The following is a 15,786-nucleotide window of genomic DNA, read 5'->3' on the forward strand; positions in this document are numbered from 1 at the left end:
TGATCGGTGTTTTGAAAGGGGCGCGAACTATAGCATGCCGCGGGTTACGCAACGCTAGGAAGCTGGGACCAGGGTCCCTATAATGCGCGGTTCTTCGAATCACCTGATGAATCCGAACCCGCATGGCCAAGAAGCTTTACATCGAAACCCACGGCTGCCAGATGAACGAGTACGACAGCTCGCGCATGGTCGATCTGCTGGGCGAACATCAAGCACTGGAAGTCACCGCTCGCGCGGAAGATGCCGACGTCATCCTGCTTAACACCTGCTCGATTCGCGAGCGGGCGCAGGATCGCGTCTATTCCCAGCTTGGCCGCTGGCGTGAACTGAAACTGGCGAACCCTGAAATGGTCATCGCCGTCGGCGGCTGCGTGGCCAGTCAGGAAGGCGCGGCAATACGTGATCGCGCGCCTTACGTCGATGTCGTATTCGGCCCGCAGACCCTGCACCGCTTGCCAGAGATGATCGACGCCGCACGCATTACTCGCCTGCCGCAAGTGGACGTTTCGTTCCCTGAAATCGAAAAGTTCGACCATTTGCCTGAGCCTCGCGTCGATGGCCCGAGCGCTTATGTGTCGGTGATGGAAGGCTGCAGCAAATACTGCACGTTCTGCGTGGTGCCCTATACGCGCGGAGAAGAGGTCAGCCGCCCGTTCGATGATGTGATCACCGAGGTGTTCCACTTGGCCGAAAACGGCGTGCGCGAAGTGACGCTGCTCGGGCAGAACGTCAATGGCTATCGCGGCACCACCCATGACGGGCGGGTGGCGGATCTTGCCGAGCTGATTCGCGTCGTGGCCGCTATCGACGGCATCGACCGGATTCGCTACACCACCTCGCACCCACTGGAGTTTTCGGACAGCCTGATCCAGGCCCATGCCGAAGTGCCGGAGCTGGTCAAACACCTGCATTTGCCGGTGCAGTCGGGTTCGGACCGCATCCTGGCGGCGATGAAGCGTAATCACACCGTCCTCGAATACAAGTCGCGCCTGCGCAAGCTGCGGGCGGCGGTCCCGGACATCTGCATCAGCTCGGACTTCATCGTGGGTTTTCCCGGCGAAACCGAGAAAGACCATCTGCAAACCATGAAGCTGGTAGAAGATGTCGGCATGGACTTCTCCTACTCCTTCGTCTATAGCTCGCGTCCCGGTACACCGGCAGCGGATCTTGTCGACGAAACATCTGAAGAGACCAAGAAAGAGCGCCTCAAGCAGTTGCAGGATCTGATCAACCGCCAAGGCTACGAGATCAGCCGCAAGATGGCTGGCACCGTGCAGCGCATTCTGGTGACCGACTACTCCAAGAAGGACCCTGGCGAACTGCAGGGTCGCACCGAGAACAACCGCATCGTCAACTTTCGCTGCGACGACCCCAAGCTTATCGGGCAGTTCGCCGACGTCTACATCGACAGCGCGCAGCCGCATTCGCTGCGCGGGTCACTGTTGCAATAGGCCCGGTCGCCGCCATTCGAAGGCAATACTGATACACCTGTTGCAGTCCGGGCTGCCGGCGGTAGCGCTTCGACGTCCGGCGCCTGCAAGCCGGACTGCTATAGGGCACACATCGCCAGCCCTACAGTAGTCAGCGTCGCGCCTGACGACGGCCATCAAATTCAGCAGCTATCCAACCATTAGTAAGCGGGCCCTTTCGGACACTGCGCACAGGGGTTATCCTTCGTTTCACATTCACTGCCGTCGGGCGGCTAAAAACCACTTTGAACGCACCTATCGAACCACATCGTTTCAGCCTTGAACCTATCGAGGCACATCGCTTCGCCAATCTGTGCGGCCAGTTCGACGAGCACTTGCGCTTGATCGAACAACGTCTGGACATCGTGATCCGCAATCGCGGAGGCCAGTTCGAGATGATTGGTGAGCCCAAACACACCACTTCGGCAGAAAACCTGTTGCGTCGGCTGTATCGGGAAACCAAAGGTACCGAACTGTCACCGGACATGGTCCACCTGTTTCTGCAGGAATCCGGCGTTGAAGAGCTGGACAACCATCCCGCCGCCGAAGTCGGCGTCGCCCTGCGTACCAAAAAAGGCATGATTCGCCCACGCGGCCTGAATCAGCAGCGGTACGTGAAGGAAATCCTCGCCAACGACATCAATTTCGGCATCGGCCCTGCCGGTACCGGCAAGACTTACCTTGCCGTGGCCGCGGCTGTCGATGCGCTTGAGCGCGAGCAGATCCGTCGCATCCTGCTGGTTCGTCCTGCCGTTGAAGCGGGGGAAAAACTCGGCTTTCTGCCCGGCGACCTGGCGCAGAAGATCGACCCTTATCTGCGACCGCTCTACGACGCTTTGTACGAGATGCTGGGTTTCGAATACGTAGCCAAGCTGATCGAAAAACAGGTCATCGAAGTTGCGCCGCTGGCTTACATGCGTGGCCGCACGCTTAATAACAGCTTCATCATTCTCGACGAGAGTCAGAACACCACCGTCGAGCAGATGAAGATGTTCCTGACCCGTATCGGCTTCGGCTCCACCGCCGTGATCACCGGTGACATCACCCAGATCGACCTGCCAAAAGGCACCAAGTCCGGGCTGACCCACGTCATCGAAGTGCTCAAGGACGTGCCGGGCATCAGCTTCACCCACTTCAAGCCCAAGGATGTCGTACGCCATCCGCTGGTGCAGCGCATCGTCGAAGCCTACGAGCGCTTCGAAGAACGCAATGATCAGTCAGGCTCACGGGACACCCGTCGCGATGCTTGAGCTGGATCTGCAAACGGCCAGTCAGGCCAGCGCTCCAAGTGAAGCGCAGTTGCGCCTCTGGTGCGAAATGGGCCTGCGCCAGCGCTCGGCTGACTCGGAGATGACCATTCGGCTCGTCGATGAAGCCGAAGGCCGGGAACTGAACCACACCTGGCGGCACAAAGACTACGCCACGAACGTGCTGTCGTTTCCTGCGGACGTGCCCGATGAATTCCTGGATATCCCGCTGCTGGGCGATCTGGTGATCTGCGTTCCTGTCGTGGCCCGTGAAGCCGCCGAACAGGGCAAGGCACTGGACGCTCATTGGGCGCATCTGGTGATTCATGGCTGCCTGCATTTGTTGGGCTACGATCACATCGACGATGACGAAGCCCAAGAGATGGAAGCACTGGAACGAGAGTTGCTTGCAGAGCTGGGCTATCCAGACCCCTACGCCGACGATGACCTCGTCGACACATCACCTACCGAAACACCCCGCAAGGACCACGAGTAAGGGCTATGAGCGAAGACCGATCGAGCAACGGGCAAAAGTCATGGTTGGGCAAACTGACCCAGGCATTTGCCCATGAGCCGAAAAACCGCCAGGAGCTGCTTGAGCTGCTGCGCGAAGCCCATCAGAACAAACTGCTGGACAGCGAGGCGCTGGCTATCGTCGAGGGCGCCATTCAGGTCGCAGACCTGCAGGTGCGCGACATCATGGTGCCGCGCTCGCAGATGATTAGCATCAAGGCCAGCCAAAGCCCTCGTGAGTTCCTGCCCGCAGTGATCGACTCGGCGCACTCGCGATACCCGGTCATTGGCGAGAGCCATGACGACGTGCTTGGCGTGCTGCTGGCCAAGGACCTGCTGCCCTTGATTCTCAAGGAAGACGGCGGTGCTGCGGACGTCAAGAACCTGCTGCGCCCGGCGACTTTCGTGCCCGAGTCCAAGCGCCTGAACGTGCTGTTGCGTGAGTTCCGCGCCAACCACAACCACATGGCCATCGTCATCGACGAGTACGGCGGCGTGGCGGGCCTGGTGACGATCGAGGATGTGCTGGAGCAGATCGTCGGCGACATCGAAGACGAGCACGACGTCGAGGAAGACAGCTACATCAAACCGCTACCCAGCGGCGACTTCCTGGTCAAGGCGCTGACGCCGATCGAGAGCTTCAATGAGTTCTTTGACAGCGAGTTCTCCGATGACGAGTTCGACACCGTCGGTGGCCTGGTGATGAATGCATTTGGGCATCTGCCAAAACGTAATGAAATCACTGAAATCGGCGCGTATCGTTTCCGCATCCTGAACGCCGACAGCCGGCGCGTTCACCTGTTGCGTCTGAGTCCGATCTCCCGCTCGTAATATCGTTTGTCATAAGGAATGTAAATGCGCTGGATCACCCGCCCCGGCTGGCCCGGTAACCTGCTGGCCGTGGTGGCTGGCGCGCTGATCACCCTGGCCCTGGCGCCGTTCGACATCTGGCCACTGGCGCTCGTCGCGCTGGTGGTTTTCTATCTGGGGCTACGTGACCTCAAGCCTCGCCAGGCCCTTTGGCGCGGCTGGTGCTACGGGTTCGGCCTGTTTGGCGGCGGCACCAGCTGGATCTATGTCAGCATCCACACCTATGGCGAAGCACCTGTCTGGCTCGCGGGCTTCCTTATGGTGCTGTTCTGCGCTTCGGTGGCTTTCTTCTTCGCCCTTCCCGCCTGGCTCTGGGCTCGCTGGATCCGTCGCAATGAAGCACCGCTGGCCGACGCACTGGCATTCGCGGCGCTGTGGTTCGGCCAGGAAATGTTTCGGGGCTGGTTCCTGACCGGTTTTCCCTGGCTCTATTCCGGTTATAGCCAGCTTGAGGGCCCACTCAAGGGCCTGGCCCCGCTGGGTGGCATGTGGCTGATCTCTTTTTGTCTGGCGCTGACCGCTGCGCTGCTGTGCAACCTGCCTCGCTTGCGCGCACGCAAAGGCTTTTTCGCAGCAGGCAGCCTGTTGTTGCTCGCGCCCTGGGTTATCGGGTTGGCGCTTAAAAGCTACGCCTGGACCGAAGCATCCGGCGCGCCGCTGAAGGTCGCCGCCATGCAGGGCAACGTTGAGCAGAGCATGAAGTGGGACCCCGCCGCGCTGAATGCGCAACTGGCGCTGTACCGCGACATGACCTTTACCTCGCAGAAAGCCGATCTGATCATCTGGCCGGAAACCGCAGTGCCGGTGCTCAAGGAGTCTGTCGAAGGCTACCTGTCGATGATGGGCAAATTCGCTGCCGATCGCGATTCGGCGCTGATCACCGGCGTGCCTATGCGCGAAAAGGGCGGCCGGGGCGAGTACCGTTATTACAACGCCATTACCGTCACCGGCGAAGGCGATGGCACTTACCAGAAACAGAAGCTGGTGCCTTTTGGCGAATACGTACCACTGCAGGATCTGCTGCGTGGCGTGATCGGCTTCTTCGATCTACCGATGTCAGATTTCGCCCGAGGCCCAGCCGAACAGGCCCTGCTGCAGGCCAAGGGCTATCAGATCGCGCCGTTCATTTGTTACGAAGTGGTGTACCCGGAATTTGCCGCCGGGCTATCTGCACAAAGCGATTTGTTGCTCACGGTCAGCAATGACACCTGGTTCGGTACGTCCATCGGCCCGCTGCAGCACCTGCAAATGGCGCAGATGCGCGCGCTGGAAGCGGGCCGCTGGATGATCCGCGCCACCAACAACGGCGTCAGCGCGCTGATCGACCCGTTCGGCAAGATCACCACCACCGTGCCGCAGTTTGAGCGCGCTGTGATGTACGGCGAGGTCACGCCCATGCAAAATCTGACGCCATACCTGCACTGGCGCTCCTGGCCACTGATCATTTTGTCGGTGCTTTTGGTAGGCTGGGCGCTGTTGGCCAGCCGGATTGCGAAGACGGTTTGACGCAAAATCTTGCTAGGCAAACTGGCCTATATCGATCGTTCCCACGCTCGGCGTGGGAACGCGATCAGCTGTGGGGTGGGAACGATCTGAGGCTGCCGGTGAATCACCGATAGAACACTCGATAACCCACCCACCCCGCCGCTTCGTTCAGCAATTGTCCCATCTGCCATATGGCCTTGGATTCAGGCATCCAGCCACCGAAAGGCCTGGCGTTATCCACGCTCAAAAAGCCGACGGGTGCAGGCACAACGTTAAAACCTGCCTTTTCAAAACTCCACACCGAACGCGGCATGTGCCAAGCCTGGGTCACCACAACCACACGCCTGATCCCCAGTGGCTGCAATATCGCAGCGCTCATCGTCGCGTTTTCCCACGTGGTGCGGCTTTGCCCTTCTTGCCAACGCACGCTCACGCCGAAGTCATCGCGCAGTGAGGCGGCCATGATCGCCGCCTCACTGGGTGGCTCGCCGTAGTGCAATCCGCCTGTGGTGAGGATCGGCAACCCCGACGCTTTGGACAGACGCGCGGCATAGCGCATACGCTCAAGCGCCACGCCAGTGGGCACATCGCTGCCCCAGGTCGGATCGTTGCGCTCGCGACCCGAACCCAGGACCACTATCGCGTCGGCCCGCTGCGCCAGGGTGGACCAATCGCTCTGCGTCAACGGCGGAATGTTCTCGATCCCCTGGGCAGACCATTGCACAGCCACCGGCAGGCTCATCAGCCACAGGCCGCCCAGCCCGATCACAAACAATGCCCGTGCCAGACGCGGCCTGGTGTTTCGCAACCACCAGGCCGCCAGCACAAGTAACAAAAAGAGGCCGGGGGGCAGGAGCAGGTTCTTGATGAAATAGCGAAAGGGCATCGAGCATCTCCAAAAAGATGCCCGAAGCCTAAAAGGATTGACGTTAAGCAACAATGCTTAATCAGACGGGCTTAACACCCGCGAGCTTTACCGCTTGAAATGTTTGCTGGAACTGTAGCGACTCAACTTTGCCGATACCTTGGCGCGACGCTGGTCCTTCAACCACACGACAGTGGCTGAGGGGCGCTGGGCGCGGGCCGGTTCCGTGGGCTCCCTCGACGTATTGGAATTCCTTTGCTTCGCATCGGGTGAGAGCTCCGTGACGACAGCATCGCTTTTCTCGGTTCTGTCCAGATATGCCTCGATGATTTGGAATTCAGCGTGACTCAAACCACGCAATTCCAATTCAGCGGGGTGTTCATTGCGAAGCCGGACTGCTGTTTTCGCCGTGTCCAGGGCAAGCCCAAGACGATCGATCAAACGGTCATACAGATCAGGGTTCTTGTTAACTTGATGCCGCAGCTCTGCCATCCGTTCACCTCACTGAAGATAAGCCATACCCTCGTCACTGAGCTTAGCGCCACTGCGCAAACCGGCGCGATGCCGCGACCAACGGCGGATGCCAAGGTTCAAGCGACTTAACCATGCAATCAGGGTTTCCCTAGGAACTCGGCGCTCATGTATGCTACGGCGCTTCCTGTACTTCCACTTCCGCTCAACCGGGCTCCAATCCGTCGCGTCGCCAAAGGCACAGCCTGACAAGCGACGGCCCTCTGGTCCGGGACTGCAGCGAAGAGGTCAAGGGTCACCAATCTCTAGTAAAAAGTAGCCATGCACGAACTCTATCAGCCCCGCGAAATCGAAGCCGCCGCCCAGACCTTCTGGGAAGAGCAACAGTCTTTTGAAGTCAGTGAACAGCCCGGCAAGGACACTTACTACTGCCTGTCGATGTTCCCTTACCCCAGCGGCAAGCTACACATGGGTCACGTGCGCAACTACACCATCGGCGACGTGATCGCCCGCTATCAGCGCATGCAGGGCAAGAACGTACTGCAGCCGATGGGCTGGGACGCGTTCGGCATGCCGGCAGAAAACGCCGCGATGAAGAACAACGTCGCGCCCGCCAAGTGGACCTACGAAAACATCGCTTACATGAAGACCCAGCTCAAAAGCCTAGGCCTGGCGATCGACTGGTCGCGCGAAGTCACCACCTGCAAGCCGGATTACTATCGCTGGGAACAATGGCTGTTCACCCGCCTGTTCGAAAAGGGCGTGATCTACCGCAAGAACGGCACCGTGAACTGGGACCCGGTCGACCAGACCGTGCTGGCGAACGAACAGGTGATCGACGGCCGTGGCTGGCGTTCAGGCGCGGTGATCGAAAAACGCGAAATCCCGATGTACTACTTCAAGATCACGGCCTACGCCGATGAGTTGCTGGAGAGCCTCGATGAGTTGCCGGGTTGGCCTGAACAGGTCAAGACCATGCAGCGCAACTGGATCGGCAAATCCCGCGGCATGGAAGTGCAGTTCCCGTACGATCAGGCATCCATCGGCCAGGCCGGCGCTCTGAAAGTGTTCACTACGCGCCCGGACACGCTGATGGGCGCGACGTACGTCGCCGTTGCTGCCGAGCACCCGCTGGCCTCTCTCGCCCTTCAAAGCATGGCCGCGGACAAGGCGGCTGAGCTGCAGGCTTTCATAAATGAATGCAAAAGCGGCAGCGTCGCCGAAGCCGACGTCGCCACCCAGGAAAAGAAAGGCCTGCCGACGTCGCTGTTCGTCGAGCACCCACTGACCGGCGAAAAACTGCCGGTATGGGTCGCCAACTATGTACTGATGCACTACGGCGACGGCGCTGTAATGGCCGTTCCGGCCCACGATGAGCGCGACTTCGAATTCGCCACCAAGTACAACCTGCCAATCAAAGCCGTGGTGCGCACCAGCGCGGGCGATGAAACGCCAGCACCTTGGCAGGAGGCGTATAACGAGCACGGTCAACTGATCAACTCCGGCGAGTTCGACGGCCTGGACTTCGCCGCGGCCTTCGATGCCATCGAAGCGGCGCTGGCCCGCAAAAGCCTCGGCAAGTCGCGCACGCAATTCCGCCTGCGTGACTGGGGCATCAGCCGCCAGCGTTATTGGGGCTGCCCAATCCCGATCATCCACTGTGACACCTGCGGCGACGTGCCGGTCCCTGAAGACCAGTTGCCCGTGAAGCTGCCGGAAGACGTGGTCCCGGACGGCGCTGGTTCGCCGCTGGCGCGCATGCCCGAATTCTACGAATGCAGTTGCCCGACCTGCGGCGCGCCAGCCAAGCGCGAAACCGACACCATGGACACCTTCGTTGAGTCGTCGTGGTACTTCGCCCGTTATGCATCGCCTCATTACGAAGGCGGCATGGTCGACCCGAAAGCCGCCAATCATTGGCTGCCGGTTGATCAATACATCGGCGGTATCGAGCACGCGATCCTGCACCTGCTCTACGCACGCTTCTTCCACAAACTGATGCGCGACGAAGGCTTGGTCAGCTCCAACGAGCCATTCAAGAACCTGCTGACCCAAGGCATGGTGGTCGCGGAGACCTTTTATCGCCTGGAAGCCAACGGCAGCAAGACCTGGTTCAACCCCGCCGATGTCGAATTCGAACGCGACAGCAAGGCCAAGATCATCGGCGCCAAACTGATTGCCGATGGTCTGCCGGTGGAAATCGGCGGCATCGAGAAGATGGCCAAGTCGAAAAACAATGGTGTCGATCCGCAATCGATGATCGACCAATACGGTGCCGACACCTGCCGGCTGTTCATGATGTTCGCCTCCCCGCCTGACATGAGCCTGGAGTGGTCCGACTCCGGTGTCGAAGGCTCGCACCGTTTCCTCAAGCGCGTATGGCGTCTGGCCCAGGCCCACGTCAGCGCTGGCCTGCCGGGGGCTTTGCACAAAGATGCACTGGGTGACGAGCAGAAAGCCGTGCGCCGCGCGACTCACCTGGCCATCAGGCAGGCAGGGCAGGACGTTGGCCAGCATCACAAATTCAATACCGCCATCGCTCAGGTGATGACGCTGATGAACGTGCTGGAAAAAGCGCCACAAACGTCGGAGCAGGATCGTGCACTGCTGCAGGAAGGCCTGGAAACCGTCGCCCTGCTGCTCGCTCCGATCACCCCGCACATCAGTCATGAGCTGTGGAATGCCCTGGGTCACGCAGATCCGGTGATCGACGCGGCCTGGCCGGTGGTCGATGAGGCTGCGCTGGTGCAAGACACGCTGCAGCTGGTGGTACAGGTCAACGGCAAGCTGCGCGGCCAGATCGAAATGCCGGCCAGCGCCAGCCGCGAGGAAGTCGAAGCTGCTGCAAGGACCAACGAAAATGTCCTGCGCTTCATCGACGGCCTGACGATCCGTAAAGTGATCGTGGTGCCGGGCAAACTGGTGAATATCGTCGCCAGCTGAATGGATCAGGCGCCTGGCATCACCGGGCGCTGAAAACACTTCCAGAGCCCGCACTGCGGGCTCACACGGATTCAAGGGGAACAATAAGATGATCAAACGCAATCTGCTGGTAATGGGCCTCGCGGTGTTGCTGAGTGCCTGCGGTTTCCAGCTGCGCGGCACCGGCACCAACGCCTTGTCGATCAAGGAACTGGACCTCAGCGCCCGTGATGCCTACGGCGAAGTTGTCACCCAGTTGCGTCAGACGTTGACCAACAGTGACGTTCACGTCTATACCGGCGCTCAGTACAAGCTGTTCCTGGCTCGCGAGGATGAGACCCAGCGTACCGCCAGCTATGCAGGCTCGGGCCGTTCGGCTGAATACGAGCTGACCACAGTCCTGCAGTACGAGATTCACGGCACCAAGGACGTCCTGCTGCTGAGCGACAACGTACAGTCGACCAAAACCTTCGTCCATGACGGCAATAACCTGATCGGCTCCGACCAGGAAGCCGACCAGATCCGCAAGGAAATGCGTGGCGATCTGGTACAGAAAATGGTCGCCCGCCTGCAACAGCTCAGTCCTGATCGCCTAGACGAGCTGCAAGCCAAGGCGGATGCTGCTGCGCGCGCGCAAGCCGATGCAGAGGCCGCCGCTCAACGCGTTCGCGATGAGACGCCGCAGCAGTCTCCGATCGAAATCCCGTCCAAGTGATGGCCTCGGGGCCGCTACGCCGGCCCCGATCTTCTGACCGATGAAACTCGCCCCCGCTCAGCTCTCCAAACACCTCCAGGGTGCGTTGTCACCTGTCTACATCGTCAGCGGTGATGATCCGCTGCAATGTCAGGAAGCCTGCGATGCCATTCGGGCGGCAGCCCGGCAGCAAGGTTTCGATGAGCGCCAGGTGTTCAGCGCCGATGCCAGCTTCGATTGGGGCACGCTGTTGCAGGCCGGTGCAAGCATGTCGCTGTTTGCCGAACGCCGCCTGCTGGAACTGCGCCTGCCGTCCGGCAAGCCGGGCGATAAAGGCGCAGCCGCTCTGCTCGAATACTGCAGCCGTCCTGCCGAAGACACCCTGCTGCTGATCAGCCTGCCCAAGCTTGACGGCGCAGCCCAGAAGACCAAATGGGGCAAGGCGCTGGTCGAAGGTGCGCAGACTCAGTTCGTGCAGATCTGGCCGGTGGATGCCAGCCAGCTTGCGCAATGGATTCGCCAGCGTCTGTCGCAGTCGGGACTTGCAGCAAGCCCTGACGCGATAGAACTGATAGCCGCTCGCGTAGAGGGCAACCTGCTCGCTGCGGCTCAGGAAATCGAAAAGCTCAAGCTCATGGCCGAGCACGGGCAGATCACCGTGGAAACCGTGCAGGCTGCTGTGGCGGACAGCGCGCGTTTCGATGTCTTCGGCCTGACCGATGCCATCCTCAACGGCGAAGCATCGCACACCCTGCGCATCCTCGAAGGCCTGCGCGGCGAGGGTGTCGAGCCTCCGGTTATTCTCTGGGCGCTGTCGCGGGAGTTGCGCGTGCTCGCTAACCTGGCGCTGCAATATAGCCAAGGGGTGCCGCTGGACAAGGCATTCAGCCAAGCCCGTCCGCCCATCTGGGACAAGCGCAAACCCCTGATGAGCAAAGCCCTGCAACGGCACTCCGCTCGCCGCTGGGGCCAACTGCTAATGGACGCCCAACGCATCGACGCGCAAATCAAAGGGCAGGCCGAGGGCTCGGTGTGGAATAGCCTCAGCCTGCTATCGCTGCAGATGGCAGGACAGAGATTGGCATTGCCGTCCGAGTAAACCTTTGAGCAGCGATACCGATTTCTCAGCGCGGCTTGCCAACAACCCGTGCTGCTCGATGCGAAGTGGCTTACGCACGTTGGACTTCGATAGATGACACCGGGTCAGCGATAGCGCAGATCAATTAGACCCTTGCCGGAATGTGTCTCATCATTCCTGCCGCTTCAATCATCACAGGGAATACCGCCATGAGCAAAGCCAAGAAGCGGCCGAACAAGGCCAAATCCATCGTCGCCCAGCCACTGTTCCGTAGCCGTCAGGAACAACCCACCAAGGGCAAAGGCAGCTACCGCCGCGAAGCCTTCCAGTCGAGAGATTGGGAGGCTTCTTCCGTTATGGCGGCTTGATTCCTTGGATTACGAATAGCCACCGCTTGATCGGCCGGAACGAATCTAAACGTAGCATCATCACTTAAAGTGGCAGGAGCCTCAGGGCAATAATAGGTATCGCTATGCCGGTCAGAGCGTAGACCTCTGCTGATCGGACCGCGAACTGCTCAATCCTGCAATTGCCTGGGGACGGGCAACGTTTCCTGGTCACCGAAAACACTTCAGGTTACTGACCGGCGCCCCGTCAGCTGGGTCGACATGTTAAGGTCTGCACCTTACGGTTTATCCCTGTGGACCCCAGAATGCCCTTTAGCTTTCCTCGTCGCTGGCATGTCCGCCAGATGATCGCCGCCTCCAGCCTCTTTGTGCTGGTCGCCTGCGCGGAACAACCCACCGCCGCCGTCGCCACTCCGCTCCAACCCGCCCCTCTGAATGTCGCGAAAGCCGCCCCGACGCCCTCCGGTGCTGTCGCCCAGCCTGACGACGCTAATTTCGAAATACAGCCTGCGATGAGTTTTGCCGAATGGCAGTCCATGTTCCGCACGCAAGCGTTGAGCGTAGGCATTCGTCCCGATGTGTTCGACAAGGCTTTTGCAGGCGTGACACCGGACATGAGCGTGGTCAAGGCCGACCGCAGCCAGCCCGAGTTCAGCCGCCCTGTCTGGGAGTACCTGGACAGCGCGATGTCGGCTGTACGCGTGCGCAAAGGCCAGGCGTTGCTGGCGCAATACGCCGATACACTGACCCAGATCGAACAGCGCTACGGCGTGGATCGCCAGGCATTGGTTGCCGTGTGGGGCATGGAGAGCAGCTTTGGCCAGTTCCAGGGCACGCAGTCGGTGATCCGCTCGCTGGCCACGCTGGCCTACGAAGGACGCCGCCCGCAGTTCGCTCAGGAGCAACTGATCGCCGCGTTGCAAATCATCCAGCATGGCGATATCGACGCGCCGAGCATGTTGGGCTCATGGGCCGGGGCTATGGGGCAGACGCAGTTTATCCCCAGCACCTACAACACCCACGCCGTGGACTTCGACGGTGATGGCCGCCGCGATATCTGGAACTCGCCCGTCGACGCCTTGGCCTCGACCGCGCATTACCTGCAAAGCTCAGGCTGGCAGAAAGGACAGCCTTGGGGCTTTGAGGTGCAATTGCGCCAAGGCTTCGATTACGCGCTGGCCGACGCCTCAACACGCAAGAGCGTCGCAGAATGGCAACAGTTAGGGCTGACGTTGCCTAACGGCTCAGCGCTCCCGGCCAATGAAATGCAACAGCAGGCGGCATTGTTGCTGCCAGCGGGTTACAAAGGCCCGGCGTTTCTGGTGCTGGATAACTTCCGCGCGATTCTGAAGTACAACAACTCGTCTTCTTATGCGCTGGGGATTGGCCTGTTGTCCGAGCGTTTCTCTGGTGCCGGCTACGTGCTTGGCCAATGGCCACGCGGTGACCGCCCTCTCAGCCGCTCCGAGCGCATCGAGTTGCAAACCCTGCTCTCGGCCCGCCAGTACGATGCCGGCGCCCCAGACGGCATCATCGGCGCCAATACGCGCAAAGCTATCCGTAATGCGCAACAATCGCTGGGCTGGCCCGCAGACGGTTATCCGACACAGGAGCTGCTGGAGAGTCTGCGCAAGCCATAGCGCTCGCGGCTTCGACTTTTCTCTGGGGAAGTCATACTTCGCCACTCCAAAAAAACGGGCCGGATAGTGATATCCGGCCCGTTTTTTTGATCCTTCCCACACTCCGCGTGGTAACACAGCCCCGTACGCTCGGCGTCAGGAGCTGGTAAACCGATCAACCCGCGGTCAGCAACGACTTGGTCAGCTTGGCCTGTTCGTCGGCATGATACGAGGAGCGAACCAGCGGCCCCGAGGCGACGTTCTTGAAGCCCATCTTGTAACCTTCTTCGGCGAACCAGGCGAACGTGTCCGGGTGCACGAAGCGCTGGACCGGCAAGTGGCTGCGTGAGGGCTGCAGGTATTGGCCCAGGGTCAGCATGTCGATGTTGTGCTCGCGCATGCGCTGCATCACTTCGATGACTTCGTCGTCGGTTTCGCCCAGACCCAGCATCAGGCCGGATTTGGTCGGCACGTGAGGGACCATTTCCTTGAAGCGCTGCAGCAAGGTCAGCGACCATTGGTAATCGGAACCCGGACGCGCAGCCTTGTAAAGACGCGGCACGGTTTCCAGGTTGTGGTTGAACACATCCGGTGGCGTGGCGGCGGTGATCTCAAGTGCGATGTCCATGCGGCCGCGATAATCCGGCACCAGCGTTTCGAGCTGCACGTTCGGCGACAGCGCACGGATTTCGCGGATGCAGTCGGCAAAGTGCTGGGCACCGCCGTCACGCAGGTCATCGCGGTCAACCGAAGTGATCACTACATACTTGAGCTTGAGATCAGCAATGGCAACGGCCAGGTTCTTCGGCTCGTCCGCGTCCAACGCCTTGGGACGGCCATGACCGACGTCGCAGAACGGGCAGCGGCGGGTGCAGATGTCGCCCATGATCATGAAGGTCGCCGTGCCGCCGGAGAAACACTCGCCCAGATTCGGGCAGGACGCCTCTTCGCAGACGCTGTGCAGCTTGTGCTTGCGCAGCAGGGCCTTGATCCGGTCTACCTCGGGGGAGACCGGAATTCGGACCCGAATCCAGTCCGGCTTCTTCGGCAGCTCGACCGTCGGGATGATCTTCACCGGGATGCGGGCAACTTTTTCCGCGCCGCGCAGCTTCACGCCGGCTTCTACTTTCGGACGCGCCGCACGTTCAGGGGTGCTCACGCTCACTGTCGGGATCAGGGTTTGCACGGCGTCTGCCGTCTCATGCGCAGTAGTCATATCAGTCGATTCCGCCCGTTAGGGTCGTCTGCTCAGCATAGTCGAGGTGTTTGACGAGCTGCGCACGCAGCCGGGCACTAACCTCGGCAAATTCAATCGGGCCTGCCTGTTCACGCAGCTGGGTCATTGCCAGCCCCGCGTACCCGCAGGGATTAATCCGTTTAAACGGGTCCAGATCCATATCGACGTTCAACGCCAATCCGTGGAACGAGTGACCGTTGCGGATACGAAGGCCTAGAGAGGCGATCTTCGCGCCGTCGACATAGACCCCCGGCGCTTCGGGTTTGGCGGCTGCCGTCACACCGTAACCGGCCAGCAGCTCAATCAGACTGTGCTCGATCCGGGTTACCAGTTCGCGCACGCCGAAACCCAGGCGACGCACATCCAGCAGCAGATACGCTACCAGTTGGCCGGGACCATGATAAGTCACTTGACCACCGCGATCGACCTGTACGACCGGAATATCACCTGTCAGCAGCAGATGTTCGGGTTTGCCGGACTGCCCCTGGGTGAAAATCGGCGGGTGCTGGACCAGCCATACTTCATCCGGTGTGTCGCGACCGCGACCATCGGTGAAACGCTGCATCGCATGCCAGGTGGGCTCATAGTCGATCAATCCCAGATCGCGAAAGCCCAGACACGCGCCCATCACAGCACCATGTGCACTTTGCCTGTGGCGCGCAACTCGCTATTGATGTCGTAAAGCTGGTCCTGCCCGGTGGCGATGATGTGCAACTGCACCGTGGTGTATTTACCGTTGCTGCTTTGCCGCTCGGCAAGTTTTTCATCCAGGATCGTCGCGTGTTTCTTGACGATCTCGATGACTTGATCGGTAAAGCCTACCCCGGTGTCACCGATGATCTTGATCGGGTAGTCGGCGCAGGGGAATTCGATTTTTGGAGCTTTAACTTCGGAATCTGTCATGACAGTAACGGCCTCGTAAGCCGGGAAACGGACAGGCCCCCACCGCGATCAGCGGCAGGGGCGTAC

15 protein-coding genes are annotated in these 15,786 nt (G+C 60.2%); 10 read left to right on the top strand and 5 right to left on the bottom strand.

All coding sequences use genetic code 11. The features are described 5' to 3' along the window. The first annotated feature begins 122 nt into the window (after positions 1-122). The 5 genes from miaB (at position 123) to lnt (ending at position 5,605) form a co-directional block, all read left to right on the top strand. A complete protein-coding gene (miaB, locus tag B3I26_RS15895; protein ID WP_296258927.1) occupies positions 123-1,451 on the top strand; it encodes a tRNA (N6-isopentenyl adenosine(37)-C2)-methylthiotransferase MiaB in 1,329 nt (442 codons plus the stop codon). Positions 1,452-1,714: 263 nt separating this feature from the next. Beyond that, positions 1,715-2,719 carry a PhoH family protein gene (locus B3I26_RS15900; RefSeq protein ID WP_296258928.1) on the top strand — a complete coding sequence of 335 codons (1,005 nt, stop codon included), beginning with the start codon at positions 1,715-1,717 and terminating at the stop codon, positions 2,717-2,719. Then, on the top strand, positions 2,712-3,212 hold the full coding sequence (gene ybeY, locus B3I26_RS15905; RefSeq protein WP_296259004.1) for an rRNA maturation RNase YbeY: 501 nt from the start codon (positions 2,712-2,714) through the stop codon (positions 3,210-3,212). Before B3I26_RS15900 ends, ybeY begins: the two co-directional genes overlap by 8 nt. Before the next feature lie 5 nt (positions 3,213-3,217). Beyond that, positions 3,218-4,060, top strand: coding sequence for an HlyC/CorC family transporter (locus B3I26_RS15910; protein WP_296258930.1), 843 nt, complete (start codon positions 3,218-3,220; stop codon positions 4,058-4,060). Positions 4,061-4,084: 24 nt separating this feature from the next. Further along, positions 4,085-5,605 carry an apolipoprotein N-acyltransferase gene (gene lnt / locus B3I26_RS15915; protein ID WP_296258932.1) on the top strand — a complete coding sequence of 507 codons (1,521 nt, stop codon included), beginning with the start codon at positions 4,085-4,087 and terminating at the stop codon, positions 5,603-5,605. Positions 5,606-5,708: 103 nt separating this feature from the next. On the opposite strand, the gene B3I26_RS15920 is transcribed toward lnt, so the two are convergent. Continuing rightward, positions 5,709-6,470: a YdcF family protein gene (locus B3I26_RS15920; RefSeq protein WP_296258934.1), complete on the bottom strand. Its 762-nt coding sequence runs from the start codon at positions 6,468-6,470 to the stop codon at positions 5,709-5,711. 87 nt (positions 6,471-6,557) lie between these two features. Further along, a complete protein-coding gene (locus B3I26_RS15925) occupies positions 6,558-6,941 on the bottom strand; it encodes a hypothetical protein (RefSeq protein ID WP_296258936.1) in 384 nt (127 codons plus the stop codon). Positions 6,942-7,241: 300 nt separating this feature from the next. Between B3I26_RS15925 and leuS the strand changes: the two genes are divergently transcribed. The 5 genes from leuS to B3I26_RS15950 all read left to right on the top strand — a co-directional run bounded on the left by leuS (position 7,242) and on the right by B3I26_RS15950 (position 13,601). Further along, on the top strand, positions 7,242-9,863 hold the full coding sequence (gene leuS, locus B3I26_RS15930; protein WP_296258937.1) for a leucine--tRNA ligase: 2,622 nt from the start codon (positions 7,242-7,244) through the stop codon (positions 9,861-9,863). An 88-nt stretch (positions 9,864-9,951) separates the two neighbouring features. After that, entirely contained in the window at positions 9,952-10,557 is a 606-nt protein-coding gene (lptE, locus tag B3I26_RS15935; protein WP_296258939.1) for an LPS assembly lipoprotein LptE, read from the top strand. Between the two features lie 40 nt (positions 10,558-10,597). Beyond that, a complete protein-coding gene (holA, locus tag B3I26_RS15940) occupies positions 10,598-11,635 on the top strand; it encodes a DNA polymerase III subunit delta (protein WP_296258941.1) in 1,038 nt (345 codons plus the stop codon). Between the two features lie 188 nt (positions 11,636-11,823). Continuing rightward, complete coding sequence (gene arfA / locus B3I26_RS15945; protein WP_296258942.1) at positions 11,824-11,982, top strand: alternative ribosome rescue factor ArfA; 159 nt, start codon at positions 11,824-11,826, stop codon at positions 11,980-11,982. Positions 11,983-12,266: 284 nt separating this feature from the next. Then, the gene (locus B3I26_RS15950; RefSeq protein ID WP_296258943.1) at positions 12,267-13,601 is read left to right on the top strand and encodes a lytic murein transglycosylase; all 1,335 of its coding nucleotides are present in this window, start codon (positions 12,267-12,269) and stop codon (positions 13,599-13,601) included. Between the two features lie 154 nt (positions 13,602-13,755). Here B3I26_RS15950 and lipA read toward each other — a convergent pair whose 3' ends face one another. Genes lipA through B3I26_RS15965 form a run of 3 tightly spaced genes read right to left on the bottom strand, consistent with a single transcriptional unit; the run spans position 13,756 to position 15,720 of the window. Then, positions 13,756-14,796 carry a lipoyl synthase gene (gene lipA, locus B3I26_RS15955; RefSeq protein WP_296258944.1) on the bottom strand — a complete coding sequence of 347 codons (1,041 nt, stop codon included), beginning with the start codon at positions 14,794-14,796 and terminating at the stop codon, positions 13,756-13,758. A 1-nt stretch (position 14,797) separates the two neighbouring features. After that, positions 14,798-15,445 carry a lipoyl(octanoyl) transferase LipB gene (gene lipB / locus B3I26_RS15960; protein WP_296258946.1) on the bottom strand — a complete coding sequence of 216 codons (648 nt, stop codon included), beginning with the start codon at positions 15,443-15,445 and terminating at the stop codon, positions 14,798-14,800. Beyond that, positions 15,445-15,720, bottom strand: coding sequence for a DUF493 domain-containing protein (locus B3I26_RS15965; RefSeq protein WP_296258947.1), 276 nt, complete (start codon positions 15,718-15,720; stop codon positions 15,445-15,447). The genes lipB and B3I26_RS15965 overlap by 1 nt, the downstream gene beginning before the upstream one ends. Positions 15,721-15,786: the final 66 nt, after the last annotated feature.

Source organism: Pseudomonas sp. UBA5706, from assembly GCF_002419965.1.
In the GTDB taxonomy this organism is placed as follows: domain Bacteria; phylum Pseudomonadota; class Gammaproteobacteria; order Pseudomonadales; family Pseudomonadaceae; genus Aquipseudomonas.

Bases quoted from the DNA above. Each gene is read 5' to 3' on its own strand.
- miaB (WP_296258927.1), top strand. From the start codon at position 123: ATGGCCAAGAAGCTTTACATCGAAACCCACGGCTGCCAGATGAACGAG.
- ybeY (WP_296259004.1), top strand. From the start codon at position 2,712: ATGCTTGAGCTGGATCTGCAAACGGCCAGTCAGGCCAGCGCTCCAAGT.
- B3I26_RS15910 (WP_296258930.1), top strand. From the start codon at position 3,218: ATGAGCGAAGACCGATCGAGCAACGGGCAAAAGTCATGGTTGGGCAAA.
- lnt (WP_296258932.1), top strand. From the start codon at position 4,085: ATGCGCTGGATCACCCGCCCCGGCTGGCCCGGTAACCTGCTGGCCGTG.
- B3I26_RS15920 (WP_296258934.1), bottom strand. From the start codon at position 6,470: ATGCCCTTTCGCTATTTCATCAAGAACCTGCTCCTGCCCCCCGGCCTC.
- B3I26_RS15925 (WP_296258936.1), bottom strand. From the start codon at position 6,941: ATGGCAGAGCTGCGGCATCAAGTTAACAAGAACCCTGATCTGTATGAC.
- leuS (WP_296258937.1), top strand. From the start codon at position 7,242: ATGCACGAACTCTATCAGCCCCGCGAAATCGAAGCCGCCGCCCAGACC.
- lptE (WP_296258939.1), top strand. From the start codon at position 9,952: ATGATCAAACGCAATCTGCTGGTAATGGGCCTCGCGGTGTTGCTGAGT.
- holA (WP_296258941.1), top strand. From the start codon at position 10,598: ATGAAACTCGCCCCCGCTCAGCTCTCCAAACACCTCCAGGGTGCGTTG.
- arfA (WP_296258942.1), top strand. From the start codon at position 11,824: ATGAGCAAAGCCAAGAAGCGGCCGAACAAGGCCAAATCCATCGTCGCC.
- B3I26_RS15950 (WP_296258943.1), top strand. From the start codon at position 12,267: ATGCCCTTTAGCTTTCCTCGTCGCTGGCATGTCCGCCAGATGATCGCC.
- lipA (WP_296258944.1), bottom strand. From the start codon at position 14,796: ATGACTACTGCGCATGAGACGGCAGACGCCGTGCAAACCCTGATCCCG.
- lipB (WP_296258946.1), bottom strand. From the start codon at position 15,445: ATGGGCGCGTGTCTGGGCTTTCGCGATCTGGGATTGATCGACTATGAG.
- B3I26_RS15965 (WP_296258947.1), bottom strand. From the start codon at position 15,720: ATGACAGATTCCGAAGTTAAAGCTCCAAAAATCGAATTCCCCTGCGCC.